Annotated in this window: 5 protein-coding genes and 3 pseudogenes; 3 read left to right on the top strand and 5 right to left on the bottom strand. The window is 63.4% G+C overall.

Annotated features, from left to right (window positions below):
• Positions 1-179: 179 nt before the first annotated feature.
• The 3 genes from glgB to NX05_RS01770 are packed head-to-tail and all read right to left on the bottom strand — an operon-like array spanning position 180 to position 8838.
• Entirely contained in the window at positions 180-2363 is a 2184-nt protein-coding gene (gene glgB / locus NX05_RS01760) for a 1,4-alpha-glucan branching protein GlgB (protein ID WP_010379788.1), read from the bottom strand.
• A gap of 11 nt (positions 2364-2374) precedes the next feature.
• On the bottom strand, positions 2375-5725 hold the full coding sequence (gene treS, locus NX05_RS01765) for a maltose alpha-D-glucosyltransferase (protein WP_039437093.1): 3351 nt from the start codon (positions 5723-5725) through the stop codon (positions 2375-2377).
• Entirely contained in the window at positions 5722-8838 is a 3117-nt protein-coding gene (locus NX05_RS01770; protein ID WP_039437090.1) for a maltotransferase domain-containing protein, read from the bottom strand. The genes treS and NX05_RS01770 overlap by 4 nt, the downstream gene beginning before the upstream one ends.
• 990 nt (positions 8839-9828) lie before the next feature.
• Between NX05_RS01770 and NX05_RS01780 the strand changes: the two genes are divergently transcribed.
• The 3 genes and pseudogenes from NX05_RS01780 to NX05_RS23475 all read left to right on the top strand — a co-directional run bounded on the left by NX05_RS01780 (position 9829) and on the right by NX05_RS23475 (position 23306).
• The gene (locus tag NX05_RS01780; protein ID WP_039437085.1) at positions 9829-11571 is read left to right on the top strand and encodes a ShlB/FhaC/HecB family hemolysin secretion/activation protein; all 1743 of its coding nucleotides are present in this window, start codon (positions 9829-9831) and stop codon (positions 11569-11571) included.
• Between the two features lie 20 nt (positions 11572-11591).
• Positions 11592-22019, top strand: a pseudogene (locus NX05_RS01790) (hemagglutinin repeat-containing protein); the annotation flags it as partial.
• A gap of 927 nt (positions 22020-22946) precedes the next feature.
• Positions 22947-23306 (top strand): hypothetical protein, encoded by a 360-nt coding sequence (locus NX05_RS23475; RefSeq protein WP_134810993.1) that lies wholly within the window; start codon positions 22947-22949, stop codon positions 23304-23306.
• Between the two features lie 24 nt (positions 23307-23330).
• On the opposite strand, the pseudogene NX05_RS21480 reads toward NX05_RS23475, so the two are convergent.
• Together NX05_RS21480 and NX05_RS23480 are read right to left on the bottom strand one after the other, a co-directional pair.
• A pseudogene (locus tag NX05_RS21480) lies at positions 23331-23572 on the bottom strand (SymE family type I addiction module toxin).
• Positions 23573-23707: 135 nt separating this feature from the next.
• Positions 23708-23824, bottom strand: a pseudogene (locus NX05_RS23480) (IS5-like element ISCARN85 family transposase); the annotation flags it as partial.

Raw genomic sequence — 23824 nt, forward strand, 5'->3', positions numbered from 1 at the left:
AACACCTCACGCCGCGTCCGCTTGCGCTTGCCGTTGTACTCCGCATCGCCGAAGGTCAGTTGCATCGTCGTTGTCCGTTGCGTCTGTGTGATTGTCGCAGGATCAAGGGGAGTTGTTCAGAGTTTCCTTAGCTGCCGCATCCAACCGGGCGAGTTGCCCGGTTGGATGTGCAGGACGCGTCAGCCGTACGGCGTGAGCACGATGACGCCCAGCGGTGGCAACAACAGCGGTACCGAGTGCGCGTGGCCGTGCATGGACTGTGGCTCTGCGGTGACGATGCCGCCATTGCCCATGTTCGCACCGCCATAAATGCCGGCGTCGCTATTGAACACCTCGCGCCACTGGCCGCCTTGTGGCACGCCGATGCGATAGCCGTGCTGCACGACTGGGGTGAAGTTGATCACCACCAGCACCGGCGAATCGCCGCGTTTGCCCTTGCGCAGGAATGCCAGCACGCTGTTGCCGGCATCGTCGCCCACCACCCACGCGAACCCAGACGGATCGTCGTCGTGCACATGCAGTGCCGGGTATTCGACATACAGCCGGTTCAAATCGCGTACCAGTGTCTGCACGCCGCGGTGGCGTGGGTCGTCCAACAAGTGCCATGGCAGACCGCTGTCATGGTTCCACTCAGTTGGCTGGCCGAACTCGCAACCCATGAACAGCAACTTGCGGCCCGGATGGGTGAACATGAAACCCAGATACGCACGCAGATTGGCGAAACGCTGCCAATCGTCGCCCGGCATGCGGCCGAGCAACGAGCCCTTGCCGTGCACCACTTCGTCGTGCGAGATCGGCAACACGAAGCGCTCCGAATATGCGTAGACCATGCTGAAAGTCAGTTCGCCATGGTGGTAACGGCGATAGATCGGATCCAACCCGGCGTAATGCAGGGTGTCGTGCATCCAGCCCATGTTCCACTTGTAGTGGAAGCCCAGACCGCCATGCGCGACATCGGCTGTCACGCCAGGAAACGCGGTGGATTCTTCGGCAATCATCACTGCGCCAGGCGTGTGCTCGCGCACCACCTCATTGAGCCGGCGCAGGAACGCGATGGTTTCGTAGTTCTCGCGCCCGCCGTGGATGTTGGGCACCCACTCGCCGGCGTTACGGCTGTAATCGCGATACAGCATCGAAGCCACCGCATCCACGCGCAGACCATCGACGTGGTAGCGCTGCAGAAATTCCATCGCGCTGGCGATCAGGAACCCGGACACCTCACGGCGGCCATGGTTGTAGATCAGCGTGTTCCAGTCGCGATGGAAGCCTTCGCGCGGGTCGGCATGTTCGTACAGCGCGGTGCCGTCGAAATGCGCCAGGCCGTGCGCGTCGGTGGGAAAGTGCGCCGGCACCCAATCGACGATGACGCCGATGCCTTCGCGGTGGCAGCGGTCGACAAAGCGTGCGAAACCATCGGGCGTGCCGAAGCGCGCAGTAGGCGCGAACAAGCCCAGCGGCTGATAGCCCCACGAGCCGCCGAACGGATGCTCGGTCACCGGCATCAACTCGACATGCGTAAAGCCCATATCGGCCACATACGGAATTAGACGATCGGCCAGGCCATCCCAGTCCAGATCCACGCCTTCTTCGCGCAACCACGAGCCGGCATGCATCTCGTAGATGCTCATCGGTGCGTCATGCGCCTGACGCCGCGCACGCGTCGCCATCCAGCCGTCGTCGCTCCATTGGTGCGGCGTTGGATCGGCCACGATGGAAGCAGTACCCGGCGCAAGCTCTGCGCGGCGCGCCACCGGGTCGGCCTTGGCCGGTAGCTCGTGCCCATGCGGGCCACGCAGCTGATACTTGTAATGCGCGCCGGGGCCGACGTCGGGCACGAACAACTCCCACACGCCGGACTGATGCCGCAGCCGCATTGGGTGGCGCCGCGCATCCCAGCTATTGAAATCGCCCACGACCGCCACGCGTGAGGCATTCGGCGCCCACACCGCGAACCGCGTACCGCGGACGCCATCCACCTCGACCACGTTGGCGCCCAGTGCGTCGGCCAGCTGCAGATGATGGCCTTCGCTGATCAGATGCAGGTCGAAGTCGCTGAGTTGCGGACCGAACGCGTACGGGTCGGCAGTCTCCTGCTCGCCACCGGGCCAGCCGATGCGCAGCCGATACCGGCCCTGCGCCGGCAAATCACCGGAGAACAGGCCCGGCTCGGGACCGGCGTCCAGCAGAACCACCTGTCCGTCCTCGAGCACCGCACTGACGCGCTCGGCGCCAGGCAGATAGGTGCGCAAGACGCGCCCGCTGTCAGTTGGGTGTGCGCCCAAAACGGCGAATGCATCGCCGTGGCGTGCCTCGGCCAGGGCGCGTACCACGCCGGGATCCCATCGATTACTCACTGCTGTCATTACTCCACTCATCATGTGTCTCCTGCACCGGCGCGTGCGCGTTGCAGGATGCGTCGCAAGCCTTCGATCGGCACCATGAACCAACCCGGGCGATTAGCGGCCTCATAACGCACTTCGTAGCAAGCCTTTTCCACCAGGAACAGCAAGGTGGCTGCGTTGAACGCCGCCGGCGCAATCCACGGATGGGCGCTGGCGTCGAGCACGGCATGGTAAGCGTCCAGGAAGGCCTCTGTGGAGCGGCGGCGGAACTGCACCAGAAATTCGTCCAGATGCGTGTCCACACCCACGCCCGCACGGGCGGCGGTGCCCTCCTCGCCGCGTGCCGACACTTCGCTGGCGTAATCGAGCGAGCGCAGGAAGCCGGCCACATCACGCAGCGGGCTGGCCTTGGCGCGGCGTTCGGCCAGCGGCTTGGCCGGCTCGCCTTCGAAGTCGATCAGCACCACATCGTCGAAGGCAACCAGGATCTGGCCCAGATGGAAATCGCCATGCACGCGCGTGAGCAGCGAGTCGGCCAAGACACTCGGCGCCTTGGCGAGCAAGGCATCCAGCTGCGGGCGCTCGGCCAGCACTGCTTCCAGCGCCTCGCGTTCAGTGCTGTCTTCGCTGCTGGCCAGGCGTGCATTGACGGTATCCCACATCTCTTCGACCTGACGTCCCACACCGGCGACCACATCGTTGGCGGTAGGCAGGTCGATCCGTTGCGGTGCGAAATCGGCATCCTCGGTGTCGCGCGAGAGTGCTTCATGCAACTCGGCCAGGCGTTTGCCGACCACAGCGGCAAACGCGTCGTAGCCAGCGACAGCTTCGGCACGCGCTTCGTCGGTCTGCGCGGTGGCGTATTCGTCGAAGCTACGCGCCAGATGATCCAGCGTCCAGCGCCACGCATCGCCTTGATTGCGGATAAAGCCCTGCAACAACGCGATGGTCGTGATCGTGCCCTGCCCATCCACGCGGCTCACGCTGCCCAGCAGCGGCGCGGCGTTGGCGTAGCCCATTTCGGTCAAGCGGCGACCAATCTCGATCTCCGGGTTGGCGCCCACGGCCACATGCCGCAGCAGCTTGAACACGGCCTTGTCGGCGACCACCAACGAGCTGTTGCTCTGTTCGGCCGATAACCAGCGGACCTCCGGATCTTGCGGGATATCCAGCGTCGCCAGCGCCGCGGTGGCTTCGAAGCGCACCTGGCCCTGTTGTGATGGCTCGTCGCCATCGCAGAAGTCCAGCGCTGCATTGCTGCGCAGTGCATCGATCACGCCGCGCACCATGGGCTTGAGCGCGAACGCATCGGTGAGATAGCCCACCTCGCGGCCCTGCCGCACGCGCGCCAGCGCCAGTTGCTCGGCCAACGTGCTGGGTTGCTCGCGCTCCCACACGATGCCCACCGGCAACATGTAGCGCTCGTGGCGGCCGTCTTCCAGCTCCACCTCCAGCTCCAGCAGCGTCATCGGCTCGTCGCCCGGCAGCGGTGTGCGGCGCGCGATACGCACGCTGCGCAGTGCCTGATCCTTGGCCGAGAACCAGCGCCGTGCCGACAACCACGCCGGCAGGATTTCGCCTTCCACAGTGGGCAGATGCGGCAGCAGTGCGGTGCTTTCGTCGGCATCGCTGCGCAGCACCAGCGTGCGGTAGTCCGGCAACGGCACCGGGCTGGGCACATGCCAATCCGGCAGGGTGCCTTCGCTCACCAGTTGGAACGCATAGAAGCCAAATGGCGGCACCGTGAGCAGATAGGTCAACCGGCCGATCGGCGGGAAGCTGCCGCCGCCGATGATGTCCACCGGCACGCGGCCTTCGAACTCGGACAGATCCAGCTCCACCGCTTGTAGCGTGTGCGAGAGGTTGGCCACGCACAGCACGGTTTCGTCCTGATAGCAGCGCAGGTAGGCCAACATGCGGCGGTTACCCGGGTACAGGAAGCGCAGCGTGCCGCGGCCGAAGGCCTGGTAGCGCTTACGCACACTGAGCACGCGGCGGGTCCAGGTCAGCAGCGAATGCTGGTCGCGGATCTGCGCTTCCACATTCACCGCCTGGAAGCCATACAGCGGATCCATCACCGGCGGCAGCACCAGCTGCGCCGGGTCGGCACGCGAGAAGCCACCGTTGCGGTCGATCGACCACTGCATTGGCGTGCGCACGCCATCGCGGTCGCCCAGATGGATGTTGTCGCCCATACCGATTTCGTCGCCGTAATACAGCACAGGCGTGCCAGGCATGGTCAGCAGCAACGAGGTCATCAACTCGATACGGCGGCGGTCGCGCTCAAGCAGCGGCGCCAGCCGGCGCCGAATGCCGAGATTGATACGCGCGCGGCGATCGGCCGCGTAGGTCTGCCACAGATAATCGCGTTCCGAATCGGTGACCATTTCCAACGTCAACTCATCGTGGTTGCGCAGGAAGATCGCCCACTGGCAACTCTCCGGAATCTCCGGGGTCTGGCGCATGATATCGGTGATGGGGAAGCGGTCTTCGCGCGCGATCGCCATGTACATGCGCGGCATCAGCGGGAAGTGGAACGCCATATGGCATTCGTCGGCGTTCTGGCCGAAGTATTGCTGGGTGTCTTCCGGCCACATATTAGCCTCGGCCAGCAGCATGCGGTCCGGGTATTCGGCATCCAGCGTGGCGCGGATCTTGCGCAAAATCGCGTGGGTTTCCGGCAGGTTTTCGTTGGAAGTGCCGGGGCGCTCGATCAGGTACGGCACCGCATCCAGACGCAGACCGTCTACGCCGCGATCCAGCCAGAAACGCATCACTTCCAGCACCGCTTCCAGCACCGCCGGGTTATCGAAGTTCAGGTCCGGCTGATGCGAATAGAAGCGGTGCCAGAAGTACTGCCCGGCCACCGGGTCCCAGGTCCAGTTGGATTTTTCGGTATCGCAGAAGATGATCCGCGTGCCTTCATATTCCTGGTCGGTGTCCGACCACACATAGAAGTCGCGCTCGGGCGAGCCGGCCGGCGCGTTGCGTGCGCGCTGAAACCACGGATGCTGATCGGAGGTGTGGTTGATCACCAGTTCGGTGACGATGCGAATTCCGCGCGCGTGCGCCTGCGCTACCAATTGCTCGAAATCTTCGATGCTGCCGTAATCCGGATGCACCGCCATATATTCGGCGATGTCGTAGCCGTCGTCGCGGCGCGGGCTGGGGTAGAACGGCAGCAACCAGATGGTGTCCACGCCGAGTTCGGCGATGTAATCCAGCTTGGAAATCAGCCCCGGGAAATCGCCGATGCCATCGTCATTGGAGTCGAAAAACGACTTGACGTGCACCTGGTAAATGATCGCGTCCTTGTACCAACGCTGGTCGGCGACCACCGCGGACTGCTCCGCGTCGGCTTGTAACGATGCCACTGCATTCATGCGACCTCTCCTGCGCGGATGCGCCATAACGCGAACGGTCGCGTTGCCTCTAGACGGATGTGTTGGTATTTGCCCTGCCACTCGAAGCGGTGCCCGTCCCACAGATCGTCCACGGCAACGGTGGCGTGATCGGGCAGGCCCAGCTCCCACAACGGAATTTCGATATCAGCGTCCTGCCCGGCGTGCGGATCAAGATTGATCGCCACCAACACCATGCTGCGGCTACGCGACAGGTAGCCGGCATCCAGGAACTTGCCGTAATACAGCACCTGATCGTTGTGCGCGTGATAGAAGCGCGTGCCCAGGTGCGACTGCAACTCCGGATGCATGCGGCGCAGCTGATTGAAGCGGGTGATTTCGTCCACGATGTCGCCAGGCGCACGCTCAGGCCAGGCACGTAACTGGAATTTTTCCGAATCCAGGTACTCTTCCTTGCCCGGCGCCAACGGCGTGGCTTCGCACAGTTCAAAGCCCTGATACATGCCCCACAAACCTGAGAGCGTGGTCGCCAGTGCGGCGCGAATCAGGTGCCCGTTACGCCCACTGGTCTGCAGGAACAGCGGATTGATATCCGGCGTGTTGACGAAGAAATGCGGGCGGAAACATTCGCGCGGCACGCCGTCGTTCAACTCTTCCACGTACGCCTGCAGTTCGTGCTTGTGGTTGCGCCAGGTGAAGTACGTGTAGGACTGCGAGAAGCCGCATTTGGCCAGCCGGTACATCATCTTCGGCCGCGTGAAGGCTTCGGAGAGAAACACCACATCCGGGCGCCGGCCGCGCACATCGGCAATCAACCACTCCCAGAACGGGAACGGCTTGGTGTGCGGGTTGTCGACACGGAACAGCGTGACGCCTTCATTGACCCAGAACAGCACCGCGTCGCGCAGCGTGTTCCACAGGTCCGGCACCGCGCCGCTGGCGTAGAAATCGACGTTGACGATGTCCTGGTATTTCTTGGGCGGGTTCTCCGCGTACGGAATCGATCCATCCGCACGCCAGGTGAACCAGTCCTTGTGCTCCTTCAACCATGGATGATCCGGCGCACACTGGATCGCAAAATCCAGCGCCACTTCCAGCCCCTGCGCGCGTGCGGCCTGGATCAGACGGCGAAAGCCTTCCAGCCCACCGAGCTCGGCGTGCACTTGGGTATGCCCCCCATCGGTCGCACCGATCGCGTATGGGCTGCCGGGCTCGCCTTCCACCGCCGTGACCGAATTATTGCGGCCCTTGCGGTTGTTCAAACCGATCGGATGGATCGGTGGCATGTACAACACGTCGAAGTTCATCGCGTGGATATGCGGCAGCCGTTTGATGACGTCATCGAAGGTGCCATGCCGGCTCGCATCGCCACTTTGCGAGCGCGGAAACAACTCGTACCAACTGGCGAAGTGTGCCGCGCGGCGCTCCGATTCGACCCGGAACGTCACCGGGTATTCCGAGCGGAACGGCTTGTCGTCGGCCAGCGCCATTGCCTGCGCGGTGTCCGGCTCCAGCACGATGGCCAGCTGCTGCAAGGGTTCGCTCTGCGCACCGATGCGGGTGAGCACGGCCTGCAAGCGCTCGGCCAGCGCACCATCGCTACGTGCCTGTGCAGCCTGCACCACCGCCACTGCTTCTTGCACATCCACTGGAAGCACCGTGTTGGCGGCGCGCTTCTTTTCCAGATCCGCATGCAAGGTGGCGAACACATCGCGCCAACCTTCCACGCGGAATTCGTAAGTGCCGATGCGCTCCAACGGAAACTCGGTACGCCAACGATCGTTGCCCAGCGCACGCATCGGCGCGCTGGCCCAGGTCTTGGCATCGGCCGGACGCCACAGCACCGCCACCGCGATCCGGTCGTGTCCATCGCAAAAAGCGTCAGCCTCCACGCAGATGCGGTCGCCTACGGTGCGCTTGACCGGAAAACGGCCGTTATCCACCGACGGTGTCACTGACTCGATGCACACGCGTGGCCACGCGCCGGCCGTCTGCGCGCGCGGGCGCATGCGCGGTACCGCCAGCACGTGGCGCGCCGGCACGCTGCGGTACACGCGCACCTCGCCCGGCTCCAGCGCCTCCAGCGTTGCGCCGGACAAGCTGCGGCCATCTTCGGCCACCAAGGCCTCGGCATCGCCGAGCAACCGCAGCAAATCAGAGGCCGGCACCGGCACCACATGACGGGTGTCGCCATTGATCAATACCAAGGAGGGCAAGCCGCCCAGCGGCTCGACTGCCACGGCAGTGAGCCCGGTCGTCTCACGCAACAGCGGGCGCAACCGCATGCCCGCATTGCTGGTGGGCAGGCCATCGGTCGCGCGGATCGACGGCGGCAATGCATCCAACTGCGCATCGTCCAGCAACCAGGCACCGCCCAGCGCCAACGCCAATTGCCAATGCTGCTCCGGCACTGCAGCACGCTTGCCGTCGGGCGCATCCAACACCGCAACGACCTGACTCCCCAGCGCACGCAACGCGGTGTCTTCGTCGAAGAACCAGCTGCCGCGGCCGTCCCACCAGGCGAGCGACGAGAACGCCGCGTCGAACCCGGCACCGGCCAGCTGCTGCAACGCCTCCAGCCCCAATCCTGGCGTCCACGCGGCAAATACCACCTCCGGCGCCTGTGCATGCACCAGAGCGATCAACTCGCGCCACCGCTGCACCGGCACCTGCTGCGGCTGCAACAGACGGAAACCACCGACGCCCTGCCCGACCCACTCCAACAAGCGCGCGCTCCACCACTCCACCAGCGCCGCACCTTCTTGCGCATAGGCGAAACGGGCCTCCGCCACTTCCGGCGTGGCACGCGGCTGACGCGGATCCGGCACCGCCGTGCTACGCGCCCGGAACCACTGCGGGTTGTCGCGCACCACTGCGCTGGCACCGCCTACTTCGTCTAGACGCACATCGATCAACAGCTTCACGCCTGCACGCCGCGCCGCCTGCACTGCCTCCTGCAGGCGCTCGGCATGCGTATCGGCGTCAGCCGAGGGCTCGACTAAGCGACCTTCCGCGTCGCGCTCGAAGGGCGCCGGCATTACCACGTAATCGCAGCCAGCCTCACGCGCCGCCACGCAGCGTTGCTCCAGCCCGGTAGATGTCTTGGTTGCTTCGTTGAGAACACAGATCCGCATGGCGCCCCCTCAGCAGGCAGCGGCGCGCAAGCGCACCGTTACGTGGGAAGCCAGCGCATGCTTGTCATGTAGCAGTGACGCAAGCCCCCGCTCGCCACACGCCGCACCACCTACTTGTAACGAACCTTGCCGTATTGCCGCTTGTCGGCAAGACACCCGACCGCCCTTGCCACCCGTGACTGCACTCATGCGCAACTCCGCAACGATTCTTGACAGATGCAGTCAAACATCCCCACTGCGAATTTCATGTGTCGGTGGAATTGACGAAAATCAAACAAGCGCGGCTGTGGTGGCGTCAGCAGAGCACGAAGGCTTGCCGCCAGCCATCGCATGCACCGTCGCGTGACAAGCGCCACCGCAAGCATGTCGTGCAAGCACTGCATTGGTGCACGGTGAATCAGGTGGCGATGCAGACTGTGGCTGCGGGCTCAGCGATGTTTCCTGGATGCACATGGCAGCCATACCTCCACATGCCGGTGCGCGCCCCATAGCACTTACTGCGCCCAGCAATGACGACAGACACGGTGTAAGCGACAACATCGGCTGCTGCACGGGCTGATACCACTCGACTCAACAAGCCGTGACGTTACACAAGAAGCCACGACGCTCAGGCGCTGCACGCGCGGCGTTCATTCCAAGGACGCAACATCTTCGAGCTGGGGTCGGGCAGCCTCTGCGTTCACAGTCGTAGTCCCTTCAAGTTGCTGCACCAAAAATAAAAATTATCTCTATGGCTTTTTTAAAAAGGCTTCTAATTTACTTAGAACCCCGACCTCTTTTTTAATCTCGGTATATTTCTAAATATAAACCGCGCTTGTTGCACCCTTAGGGACATACATCCTCTGTCGGTCATCGACTGGAACCAGTTCTTTCTGGCCAGCACGTAGGGATTCCCCCTACAGCCACAGCGGGTCCTGCCCATTAAAATATCGTTAGGGGTGGCGCGTCAGCGTCGCTGATAGCCGTTACAAGTCAGGCAGTCATTTACAAATGGATAGAGGCATAAAGGGAAAGGTGCGCTTGCGCGCCACGTGGTGTGCTGTGCTTATCGCGGGCGCCACACAACAGGTCTCGGCTCAACAGATCAATGACCCTGCAGCGCAAGAACTATTGCGCCAGCAGGAACGTGAGCGCGTCTTGCGTGAACAACAGGAAGCGCGGCCGGACGTGCGCCTCGAACGTGCCCCAGACGACGGCATCGAACGTTTGCCCAAAAACGAAACGCCCTGTTTCCTGATCGAGCGCATCGTGCTCGATGGTCCCGGCGCGGACGACTTTCGTTGGGCGTTGACCTCGGCCAACACCAAGGATGATCCGGCAACCGGACACTGTCTCGGCACCGACGGCATCAATCTGGTGATGAAGCGGGTTCAGAACGCGGTGATTGCGCGCGGCTACGTCACCACGCGGGTACTGGCGGCCCCGCAGGACCTCACCGGCGGCACGCTGACGCTGTCGCTGGTGCCAGGGCGTCTGCACGCCGCGCGCTTCAGCGCGCCTGACTCGGCGCGTGCAGCCATTGCCAACGCAGTGCCAGCACGTCGTGGTGAGCTGCTCAACCTGCGCGACATCGAGCAAGGCCTGGAAAACTTCCAGCGCGTGCCAACGGTCACCGCAGATATCCAGATTGCGCCCGCCGCAGGTAGCGGCACAGGCCCAGGCGACAGCGATCTGGCCATCGCCTGGCAGCAACGTTCACGCATCCGCGCCAGCCTGAGCCTGGACGATGCCGGCAGCGATGCGACCGGCAAACTGCAGGCCAACGGCACGCTCTCGCTGGATAATCCGCTCGGTCTCAACGAGTTGTTCTACGTCAGCGTCGGCAAAGGCGTGTTCAACGGCGCCGGCAAAGACACCGACAGCTGGACCGTGCACTACGACATTCCATACGGCTATTGGTTGTTCGGCGCGACTGCAAGTTCCTACGATTACAGCCAGGCCGTTGCCGGTGCCATCGAAACCTACGATTACAGCGGGCGTAGCCGCAATGCAGAAGCGCGCATCGACCGCCTGTTGTTCCGCAACGCGGCCATCAAGTTGGGGGCCTATGGCCGCGGTTGGTGGCGGCAGTCGACCAGCGCAATCGACGATACCGAGATCCAGGTGCAACGGCGCCGCACCGCCGGTTGGGAGTTGGGCCTGAACCATCGCCAGTTTCTCGGCAAGATCACGTTAGACGCCAGCCTGGCTTATCGGCGCGGCACTGGTGCATTCAACGCTTTACGCGCTCCGGAAGAACTCGCCCACGCGTTCGATCCGTCGATCCCGCTGGAGGGCACCTCGCGTATCAAGCTCATCGTGGCCGATGCACAGCTGACAGTGCCGTTTCAGCTTGGCAATCAGCGCCTGCGCTACAGCGCGTCCTGGCGCGCGCAATGGAATCGCACACCGATGGCACCGCAGGATCGCTTCGCGATCGGCGGGCGCTTCACCGTGCGTGGTTTCGATGGCGAGGCGACCTTGAGCGGTGATCGCGGCTGGTCACTCCGCAATGACCTCGGCCTGGCGGTCGGCGGCGCTCTGGAGGCGTATCTGGGTGCCGATTACGGGTACATCGGCGGTCAATCCACGCGCTTTCAGTCCGGCGATCATTTGGCCGGCATGAGTCTGGGCTTGCGCGGTGGCTGGCAGCATCTTTCGTTGGACACCTTTGTAGGGTCCGCACTCGAAAAACCGGCCAATTTCCCGACCGATTACACCACCTTCGGCTTCAGCCTGTCCTGGCGTTATTAACATCCACAAGGATTAGTGACATGAATCGCGTCTACCGTCTGGTCTTCAACCGCGCACTGCGCGTCTGGCAAGTGGCGTCGGAGCTGGTACGTGCTCCAGCTGGCAGCACAGGTGCCAGTGCTCCCCGCGCGCATCACGCCACGATCGCACCGCTGCGCTTCGCCATGCTCTGCGCGCTCGGCTTTGTCAGCCTGGTCGGCGCCGCACAGGCGCAGTCGGCTGGGCGCATCGTCGCCGATCCCGCTGCGCCCGGAAGCAAGCGCCCGACGGTCATGACCGCGCCCAACGGCGTGCCGCTGGTCAACATCACCACGCCCTCTGCCGCAGGCATCTCGCGCAACCGCTACTCGCAGTTCGATGTGGGCCGCGAAGGGGCCATTCTCAACAACGCCCGCAGTCAGACCCAGACCCAATTGGGCGGCTGGGTGCAGGGCAATCCGTGGCTGGCCACCGGCAGCGCGCGGGTCATCCTCAACGAGGTCAATGGGCCGGCCAGTCGACTCAATGGCTATGTCGAAGTCGCCGGCCAGCGCGCCGAGGTCATCATCGCCAATCCTGCCGGCATCCAGGTCGATGGCGGCGGATTTCTCAACGCCAGCCGGGTGACGCTGACCACCGGCACGCCGATCCTGTCCAACGGCGCGCTGGAAGGTTATCGAGTTATGGCGGCTCCATCCAGGTCGCTGGTGCTGGCCTGGATACCAGCAGTGCAGACTACACCGATCTAATCACCCGCTCGCTGCAGGTCAATGCCGGCATCTGGGCCAACCAGCTGCAGGCAAGCCTGGGCAACAACATGGTCAGTGCAGACCAGGCCCGTGTCACGCCGCAGGCTGCCAGCGGCCCGGCCCCCACTTTCGCACTAGATGTGGGCGCGCTTGGCGGCATGTTCGCCAACAAGATCTGGCTGGTCGGCAATGAAAATGGCGTCGGCGTGCGCAACGCCGGCAACATCGGCGCGCGCGCCGGCGAATTGGTAGTCACGGTCGACGGACGGCTTGAAAATACCGGCACATTGCAGTCGCAGCAGGACACCCGCGTCGCGGCCAGTGGCGGCATCGCCAACGCCGGCACGCTCAGTGCCAAGCGCGAGTTGCACCTCACCACGCCAGCCGATCTGGACAACCGTGGCGGCACCTTGAATGCACAGCGGCTGCAGGTCGATGCGTTATCGGCACGCAACCAGGGCGGCAACATCGAGCAAACCGGCCTCCAGGCGCTGGGCATGACTGCTGGCAGCGTCACCAACCGCGCAGACGGCAGCCTTGGTGCGGTTGCCACTGTGCCGACCAGTGGCGGGACAACACCCGGAACAGGCGGCAACACCGGAAACGGAACGCTCGATAACAACGGTAGCAATGGAGGAAGCGGCAGCGTCACGCCTCCTTCAAGCGGCCAGGCTCCAATAGTTGCACCGCTGGCGGCTGGCGCGCTGACGATCGCAGGTCTTCTGGACAACGATGGCGGTCGCATCACCGCGGGCGGCGACGTGTCGCTGTCGGCGGCCAATGGCCTGGACAACAGCGGCGGCCGGCTCGGCGTGGCCGCACTAAGCGCACGCGGCGATCTGCTCAACCGTGCCGGCACGCTCAATGTCTATGGCGACGCAGATCTGCAGCTTGGCGCATTGGTGAACGATGCCGGCCGTCTCAGCGTGGCAAATGCATTGCGACTGGACACGCAGTCGTTGAGCAATCGCAGTGGCGAGTTGCGTCATAGCGGTGTTGGCACCCTGGCCATGCAGGTGCGTGGCTTACTGGACAACACGCAAGGCGTGCTCGCCAGCAACGCTGCAGCACTGGAGCTCGATGCGCAGAGTGTCGTCAACGCGGCCGGCCGCATCGAGCACGCGGGCACGCAAGGGCTGACACTGGCCGCGCAAGACTGGTCCGGCGCAGGTGGCAGCATCGCCACCTTGGGTGCGCTCACCTGGCGCGCGGGTACGGTGGATCATCGCAATGCTGCAGTGAGCGCCACGCAGCTGACCTTGCAGGCCGACACATTCGATAACCGCGGCGGCGCGCTGCTGTCGACCGGGCCACAGGCCGCTACGCTGCAGGTTGCCGGTCGTCTGGACAATGGCGATAACGGCAGCATCGCCAGCAATGGCGATCTGACCCTGCGCGCCGGCACGCTCGGCAATGCCGGTGGCCAGATTCAACACGCCGGCACCGGCCTGCTGAGCATCGCTGCCGACGCGCTTGAAGGACGCGGTGGCCGTCTGATCAGCAACGGCGAATTGACGGTGACAGGCGGCAACATCGATCTTGCCGCAGGCAGCACCTCTGCACAGCAGATCCGCATCGACGCCAATGCGCTCAGCACCGCCGGCGGCAGCCTCGTCTCGCAGGGCAATCAGGCCTTGCAGTTGAACGTGCGCGATCACCTGGACAACCGTGCCGGCAGCCTTGCCAGCAATGCCGGCGTCACCATCAACGCTGGATCGTTTGGCAATCAGGGTGGCTCGGTCCTGGCAGCAGGGAGCCAGGCCGCAAGCGTGACCGTGGGCGGCACCCTGGACAACAGCGCCGGCACCATCTCCGGCAATGCCGCAGTCCTGCTGCAGGCTGGCAGCCTCCTCAATCGCGGCGGCAATATTCTCGCAGCCAACGGCGCGGCGCTGCAGGTCCGTGCAGCCACCGTGTTGGACAACAGCCAAGGTGGCCGCCTCGCGACCAGCGGTGACCTCAACGTCAGCGCATCCACACTGGATAACCGTGCCGGCGCCATCGAGCATGCCGGCAGCGGTGCACTGACCGTAACGGCCGATGCGCTACAAGGCGCTGGCGGCAAGGTGCTCAGCCTGGGCAACTTGCAACTGCGCGGCGGCGCGCTCGATCTAGGCCTCGGCAGCACCACGCAGGCGCAGCGTATCGACATCAGCGCGGATAGTTTGCGTACCGCCGGCGGCATCCTGAGCGCCACCGGCAGCGACGTTCTGAACCTGCAATTGACCGGTGCACTGGATAACGACGGCGGCACCATCGCCGGTAATGGCGCGCTCGCGTTGCAAGCAGGCGCCCTCTCCAACCGCACCGGTACGCTCAGCGCTGCCGGCACTGCCGACAGCCGTCTCGATGTCACCGGGCAACTGGACAACACCGGTGGTCGCATCGCCAGCAACGGTGCGACGTTGCAGATTGGAGCAGACCATCTCATCAACCAGCAAGGCACGCTCAGTCACTCCGGCACACAAGGCCTGGACATCGTCGCTGGCCGTGTGGATGGCAGCAAAGGCACCATCGCCAGCAGCGGTGCGCTGTCGTTGACGGCAACCGATGTCGACCACCGCGAAGCGACCATCGGCGCCGATCGCGTGGATGTGCAGGTGCAAACACTGGACAACCGCGGCGGGCGCATTGTCGCCAGCGGCACCGGCGCCAGCAGTGTCCAGGCCAACGTGTTCAACAACGCGGGCGGCACACTCGCCGGCAATGGCGACCTGTCGCTGAGCAGCACCCTGTTCGACAACACGCTAGGCACCCTCCAGCACGCTGGCATCGGGCAGCTGCAGATCACCGCGCAGACACTCGCCGGCACTGGCGGCAAGATCATCAGCAACGGCACGCTGCACGTGACCGGGCAGAACACCGATCTGACCAATGCCAGCACGTCGGCACGCACCATCACGGTCGCCACCGGCAACCTCACCACGGCGGGCGGGCAGCTGTCGGCCAGCGGAGACCAGCTACTCAAGCTCGATGTCTCCGGCACGCTGAACAACAGCAGCGGCACCATTGGCGGCAACGGCTTGCTGGCGCTCAGCGCGCAGAATGTCATCAACACCCAAGGCACGGTGCAGGCCGCCGGTAGCGGGCAGTCATCGCTGACCATTGCGCAGGCGCTGCAGAACCAGCAAGGCAAGATCCTGCTTGGCGGTGACGGGCGCATCACCGCCGCCAGCGTCAACAACCAGGCCGGCACCTTGCATGCGGCCGGTGGCGTGTTGCAACTGGACGTGGACGGCGTGCTCGACAATCGCACGCAAGGCGTAGTGTCCAGCGCGGGAAAGCTGGAGCTTGCGGCCGGGACACTCGACAACACAGCAGGCACCGTCGTTGCTGGCACCGATCTCACCGTAGTCACCGACACCGCGATCGGCAACAACAATGGCACCATCCAGGCCACCAATGCACTGCGTCTGGAGAGCGCCGGTCTGTCCAACCGCGCTGGCGCTATCATCGGCGGCAACGTCGTGGTCGACACGCGCGCACAGCAGCTGGACAACACCAGCGGCACCATCGGCAGCCAGGCCGGCACACTCGATGTGCGCAGCGGAGCACTCAATAACGCAGGCGGGCGGCTGCAGTCGAAGGCGGCATTGCTGCTGCAGACCAATGGACAATCCATCACCAACACCGGTTCAGGCGCCAATGGCGGCATCCTGGCTGGCGGAGGTCTGCAGGTGGACGGCGGCGCGCTGGACAATCGCGGCGGCGCGGTGTTCGCCCAAGGCGATGCACGCATAGCTGTCAGCAGTGTCGATAACAGCGGCGCGGGTGTGTTGAGTGCGGCAGGCAATCTCGCCCTCACCGCAGCGGCGCTGAACAACGCTGGCGGCCGGGTACAGGGCAGCCAGGCCGTCAACCTCACGTTGGCAGGTGCGCTCGACAACCAGGGCGGCCTGGTCGCTGCCGGCGGCTTGTTGACCTTGAACGCATCCAGCGTAGACAACCGCAACACGCGCAACGGCGCAAACCCGCTCGGCCTGCAAGCAGGCCAGCTGCAGTTGCAAACGCAGGCGCTGGACAACCGTCAGGGACAAGTCGTCACCGACGGCGCAGGCAATTTGCAGGTGACCACCTCGCTCAACAATACCGGCGGCCAGATTTCGTCTGGCGGCAGCTTGGACATGCGTGCCGATGCGGTTGCCAATACCGCAGGGCTGCTGCGCTCGGACGGCAACCAGAGCCTCACCGCGCGCAACCTGAGCGGCGATGGACAGGTCCAGTCGCAGAGCGATCTCACCCTGACCCTGCGCGAGGGCCTGACCAACACCGGCGAAATGATCGCCAATGGCACGCTCGCCATCCATACCGACGGCGACATCGCCAATCAGGGCGTCCTGCGTGCCGGCAACATCGATCTTGCGGCACGCAACGTCGACAACGCCGTCAACGGGCAGATCACCAGCCAAGGCATTACCCACATTGCGACCGGCGGCCAGTTGGTCAACCGCGGCCTGATCGACGGTGGCCTCACCCATCTGCAAGCAGCCACGCTGGACAACGTGGGCACCGGGCGCATTTACGGCGACCACGTTGCGATTGCCGCAGGCAACTTGCTCAACCGTGCCGAAACCATCGCCGGCGTCACCCGTGTCGCCACCGTGGCGGCGCGCGACCGCTTGGACCTGGGCGTCGGCCAGCTCAGCAATACCGATCGTGGCTTGATCTATAGCGATGGCGACGCTGCCATCGGTGGCACGCTGGATGGCAATCGCCTGGCCACCGGCATCGCGCGTCAGATCGACAACCTCGGTTCCACCATCGAGGTAGCCGGCGATCTCGATCTACACGCCACCACCATCAACAACATCCGCCAGAACGTCGTGGTCACCCAGACCACCACTACATTGGCACCGGTGCGCCTGGATCAGCCGAGCTGGCGCAACAATGGCCCGAACAATACCTCCAACATTCGCTCCACCACCAACTACTCCGCGTTCGAGATCTACTATCTCAACCCGCAGGACATCCTCGAGGACACGCCATACATCACCCCGGATGGTTACCAGGTGCGGCGTGCGGTCATCCGGGTCACTCCGCAGACCAGTGCCTACCTGTTCGGACGCGGCAGCCTGTATGGCGCGACGGGCGAGCGCTCGCGCATGGATTCCAGTTCGGGCACGCTGACCATTTATTACACCGGCCGCCAGGACAACCAGGCCAATCCGGATCAGGTAACCGTCGGCGCGGACGATCCGTTCCGCGAGCTGTCGCAAATCGAGCCCGGCTCGCCCGCGTTCCACTATGCCAGCGACACGCTGCGGTATTCCAATGCCTACGGCACCTGCACCACCAACTGCGTGCAGCTGTGGGCGCAGTTTGCCTATACCGATCCCGATCACATCCTGCTGAATCCGCAGGGGACCGGCGGTGGCCGCCTGGGCGACCAGGAGCAATACCGAACCGCCACGCGCACCATCGTCGAAGACGTGCTGCAGCCGGGCGCGGGTCCGGAAGCCGTGATCCATGCCGGCGGTGCAATGCGCATCGGCACCGATGCCTTGCGTAACGAATACGCACGCATCGCGGCCGGCGGCGACCTGGGCATCAGCGGGCTCACCCACAACGCCGATATCACCAACCTGGCCTACACGCTGTACCGCACCCACAGCTTCAGCAACGTGACCACGGCCTACAACGGCACCACGCGCAGTTGGAGCAACCCGTCGATCTCCGAGCAGATCGGCCAGGTGGGTGGTGCGATCACCAGTGGCGGCACGCTGAGCATCGATGTCGGCGACCTGAGCAACCTCAATCAGGGCCGCGATGCGCCCAACGTGCAGGATGGTGCGGCGATGGCCAACCTCAACCTGCATGGACCACAGACAGCACCAGGCGGTTCCGGTCCCGGCAATGTGCGCGGCCCGGGCAGCGTGGCGGCCAATGCGGCCGATCGCGCGCTTGCTGCGGTGACATCAACGGCCAGCGGTGGCAGTTCCGGCGCGGTTGGCAACGTGGGCGGCAGCGGGCCGGTCAACGGCGCACGTGTGGTCACTGCGGCCGGCGGCTCGCCGGATCGGATTGTCATGGGTACGCCCGACACGCGCGCGCCCACCGGCAGTCTGTTTACGGTCAGGCCGTCAGGCAGTAACTACCTGGTGGAGACCGACCCGCAGTTCACCGACTACCGCAGCTGGCTGGGTTCGGACTATCTGCTCAATCAGATGGGGTATTCCGCCGACACGCTGCAAAAGCGCTTGGGCGATGGCTATTACGAGCAGAAGCTTGTGCGCGAGCAGATCGGCCAGCTCACCGGCCGGCGCTTCCTTGAGGGCTATAAGAGCGACGAAGCGCAGTACCAGGCATTGCTGGATGCCGGCGCCACCATCGGCAAGGCCTGGAATCTACGTCCTGGCGTTGCGCTGACCGATGCGCAAATGGCCCAGCTCACCAGCGACATCGTCTGGCTGGTGGAGCAGACCGTCACCCTGCCCGATGGCAGCACCACCACCGCGCTGGTGCCGCAGGTCTATCTGCGTCTGCGTCCCGGCGATCTGGAAGCTGGCGGCGCATTGCTGGCTGGGGCCAATGTCGATGTCACCCTGGCCGGCGGCCTGAAGAACACCGGCACCATTGCCGGCCGCCAGCTGGTGTCCATCGACGCCGGCCGCATCGAGCACCTGGGCGGCAGCATCAGCGGTGACCAGGTGGGGCTGCGCTCGGCCAGCGACATCCGCATCGAAGGCGCCACCGTCACCGCCGTCGATGCCTTGAGCGTGCAGGCGGCCGGCGATGTCACGGTTGCTTCCACCGTGGAAACACTCCAAGGCGGCGGCTTCCACCAGTACAGCACCACCCAGATCCAGCGCGTGGCCGGCTTGTATGTCACCGGCACCCACGGCAACGGCGTGTTGTCGGTGGTGGCTGGCCACGACGTCAACCTGCAGGCCGCGCAGATTCGCAATGCCGGCACCGACGGCGTGACCCAGCTGGTCGCAGGCAACACCCTCAACCTGAGCACGCAAACGCTCTCCCACAGCACCAACACCACCGCCAACGACCGCAATTTCCAGCGCAGCAGCGACATCACCCACCTCGGCACCACCGTGCAGGGTGCAGGCAGCGTGGTGCTGGCAGCGGGCAACGATCTGAATCTAACGGCCGCGCAGGTGGGCGCAGGCAAGTCCATGGCCTTGCGGGCCGGCCGCGACATCAACAGCGTCGCGGCCGTAGACAGCAGCGCCAACGACCGCAGCACCGTCACCAAGAGCAACTCGCTGGCCGCCTCCAGCGACGATGAAACCGTACGCGGCACGCAGCTCGGCGCAGGTGGCGATATCGTCCTGCAAGCCGGCCGCGACCTCACCCTGGCCTCCACCGCAGTCGCCAGCCAGACCGGCGGCATCGCCCTTGCTGCCGGCAACGACATCAAGCTGCTGGCAACCCAAGAGCAGCATGATGCGGTGGTGGATCAGCAGACGCGCAAGAAGAGCATGCTGTCCAGCAAGACCGTCACCACCCACGACGAAACCCACGACAGCCTGGCGATCACCAGTTCGCTCAGCGGCGAAAAAATCTCGGTTGCCGCAGGCAACGATCTGCTCTCGCAAGGCACGCAAATCGTCGGCACCGGCAACGTGGTGCTGGCTGCTGGCAACGACCTGACCCTGGAAACGGCACAGAGTACGCATAGCGAGGCGCACGACAAACAGACGGTCAAATCCGGCCTGATGGGCAGCGGCGGCATTGGCTTCACCATCGGCAAGCAGACGGTCAAGACCGAGGCCGACACGACTGCTGTCAGCCACACCGGCACCACGGTCGGCAGCCTGGAGGGCAACGTCACCCTGGTCGCCGGCAACACGCTGGCGATCACAGGCAGCGATGTGATGGCGCTGCAGGGTGACATCACCGCCAAGGCCAAGGACATCGCCATCACCGAGGTACATGACACCAGCGACAGCACGCAGAAGACGGCCTTCAAGCAAGGCGGGTTGACGGTGTCGCTGAGTTCGGCCGCGCTCAATCTTGCGCAGGCGGCGGTGAGCAGCGCCGAGGCGGGCAAGAAGGCCGAAGGTGACACACGCATGCAGGCACTGGCGGGCGCGTCGGCAGCTTATAGCGCCTATGGTGCGGGCCAGGCGGCCAGCAGCGTCGTAAACGCCGACACCGCCAAGGACGCCGCGCAAGGGGCCGGTCTCAAGATCGCCGTCACCGTGGGCGGCAGCCAGAGCGAGAGCGAGACCAAGCAGCGCAGCGCCACCTCCAAAGGCTCCACCCTGCAGGCCGGTGGCAACGTCAACCTGATCGCCACCGGCGGTGGCGAAGACAGCAACATCCTGGTGCACGGCAGCGACATCAAGGCCGGCAACAACCTGCTGCTGGCTGCGGACAACAACATCACCTTGGAAGCGGCCCAGGACACGTTCGAGCAACACAGCACCAGCAAGAGCAAGAGTGCAGCCGTCGGCGTGGCGATCACTTATGGCGCAGACGGCTTTGCCGCCGGCGTGACCGCCAGTGCCAGCGGATCGCGCGGCAAGGCCGATGGTATGGATGTGACCCAGCGCAACAGCCACCTGTCTGCAGGCAACACCGCCAGCCTGATCAGCGGCAACGACACCACCCTGAAAGGCGCAGTGCTCTCGGCCAACACGGTACTGGCCGACATCGGCGGCAACCTCAACATCGAGAGCCTGCAGGACACCAGCACCTACGCCAGCAAGGACAAGGCGGTGGGCGGCAGCGTCACCTTCGGCATCGGCTTCAGTGCCAGCGCCAGCTACAGCAGCAACAAGGTCAATGGCGACTTTGCCAGCGTCACCGAGCAGAGCGGCATCCAGGCCGGCGATGGCGGCTTCAACCTGCGCGTGGGTGGCAACACCGATCTGAAGGGCGGCGTGATCGCCAGCACCCAGGCGGCGGTGGATGCCGGCGTCAACCGCCTGCAGACCGGCACGCTGACGGTCAGCGACATCACCAATACCAACAACTACAAAGCCACCGGCATCAGCCTCTCGGGCGGTTATGCCGCCGGCGGCAGCGACGGCAAGGACGGCGCCAAGACACAGACGCCGCCGACGACCAACCAGGGCAGCAGCTGGTCATGGCAGAACCAGGGCAGCGGCGCGCAAGGTGCAAGTGCGGGCTACTCCAGCAAGAGCGGCAGCGAGACCTCGCTCACCACCAGCGGCATCAGCAGCGGCACGCTGGTCATTACCGACCAGGCCGGCCAACAGGCCAAGACCGGCCAGAGCGTCAGCGACGTGCTGGCTGCGCTCAACCGCGACGTGCTCACTGGCGACAGCGCCAATGGTCTGGTGAAAGGCTGGGACGGGCAGAAACTGCAGCAGCAGGTCAGTGCCGGGGCGGAGATCACGGCGACGTTTGGGCAGCAGGCGAGTAAGGCGATCGGCGATTACGCCGAGCAGAAGACGAACGAAGCGGCGGCCATGCGGCTGCAAGCCGCTAACACCACAGACCCGGAGCAGAAAGCGCAATTGCTCGCCCAGGCCGACCAACTGGACAGCCAATGGGGTGCCAACGGCACGCTGCGTGTGCTGGCGCACACGGCGGTGGGCGGTGCGGCAGGCGCGGCAGCGGGGACGCTGACGGCCCCTACGGTGGCCGAGGCGCTACGCAATGCCGGCGTAACCGGGCCACTGGCCGATGCGTTGACGGGCCTGGCCTCGACGGCGGTGGGTGCCGTGGCCGGCGGCGCCTCGGGCGCGGCGACGGCGGGGAATGAGGTGGCGAACAACTATCTCAATCACCCGCAGCGAGACCAAAAAGCCCGTGAGCTACGTGAGTGTGCCGACGAACAGTGTCGCGACAAGGTCGAGGCGAAATGGGACGACGTGAACCTTGCGCAAAGCCGCGGAATGAAGAGCGAATTATTCGACTCGCTGACAGCGGAGCAGCAAGAGCAATTGCTGAATCTCAAGCCGGGCACGCCTGAATATGATGCATTGCTTGGGGCCGGTGCCCTGCAGGCTGCGGCAAAGAGTCCAAATGGCACTGGATCGATCTACGATTATTCATATCGGCTGCTGACTCAAACAGATTGGAATGGCCCGCAGACGGCTGCCTTGAATTTGATGTCGTTGGAAGATCGCAACCGGGTCGAAATCGGAGTGTTAGGCCCATTGTTTGGCGTGCCAGGTGTCTACACGACATTATTTGGAGCCACTTCAGACCATGTGGCCGTGGCCAATCAGGTTGGGGCGCTTTTCTGGGACATGGGAACGGCGGCGGAAGGTTTGGGGTCAGGCGTTGCGCGTGGTGGCAAGGTAGTGAAAGTGGAGACGCGGGCTGCGTCCGATTTGGATAATGCTGTTGATGGGCTTTCTGTAATAACCTCTAATGGTCAGGCAGATTCTGTCTCTGGGGCTCTTTATAGAAAAGATTTGCTCGCAAGCATGTCAAAACCAATAGTGACAGATCCGGAGCTATCATCTCTGATAGATGATCTGTATCGTGATGGTGCCAAAATTGGATCTGGAAGCACTGCTGATGCAGTTCGCTACGAAATGAGGACCGGAGAGATGGTTGGAGGCAGGTCCCACTCGCAAAAGGCTCAGGATTATATTAGGGCGCTTCAGAGATGGGGTAATGAAAATGACGGCAATCCAAATGTTTCTTCAATTGATAAGGATTATGCAAGGAAAGTAATCGAAGATATGAAAAATGCGCTCAAGGGAGATTGAATTGAATACTGGTGAATTTTATTATATTTTTATAAAAAATCTTCTTCCTGATAGCGGTTTTATAAAGTTAAAAGGATGGGAGGGGGAAATTCCTTGGACGTTCATATTTTCATCCCTGGGGAAATCATTTGCTAATGAATTTTATGAATTGTCTGAAGAAAATAAGAGAAATATATTCTCCATGATAGAGGCTGCAATGCATGAAGAGGGTGAGCTTGCGAATGCGGTAGCAACCGGATTGCTTGAGGGTTTGCATAAGTCTTCGATAAAAAATAATTTATTACACAATTCAATTATTGATCGTCTTGATGAAAACTCATCTCGCTATCTTAAGAATTGGTCGGAGTGGAGTGGTTTATAAATGGGCGGCACAATCATTCAGTCTTTACCACCACCTGATCACCAGCTCACGATCCCGCACAGTGATGCGTAGCTTGGAGCCGATAGCAAAACCTAATTTCTCCAGCCAGCGACCACGCAAGCGCAGGGCAGGAACTGGCTGTTGGCTGTCTGGATAATAGCCATAACCCCTGGTGCACTGCTGCGTCGGACGCACGCGTCGCGGTGGAGTTGTTTGCGAGCAAGCTCCGCAGCATTCAGCGCCACCGCTTGTTCGCGTGTCATCATGGGTGTGAGGGTTGGTTTCACAAACGTCCACTACAACTCGGTGCATGGCGTCGCTTGGCTTGGTGAACGTTTGCTTTTTGTACTATGGCGGGATGACGGCTGACGCATGGAATAACGGGGTCAGATTAGGGCCTGTTAACACATCCGAAGCCCATCAACGGTGAGCACAAAGCTGAGGAATCCAAGGAACATGACGTCCAGCTTCTCAAAGCGCGTGAAAATCCGGCGGTAGCCCTTCAAGCCACGGAACAG

Source organism: Xanthomonas vasicola (assembly GCF_000772705.2).
Taxonomy (GTDB): domain Bacteria; phylum Pseudomonadota; class Gammaproteobacteria; order Xanthomonadales; family Xanthomonadaceae; genus Xanthomonas; species Xanthomonas vasicola.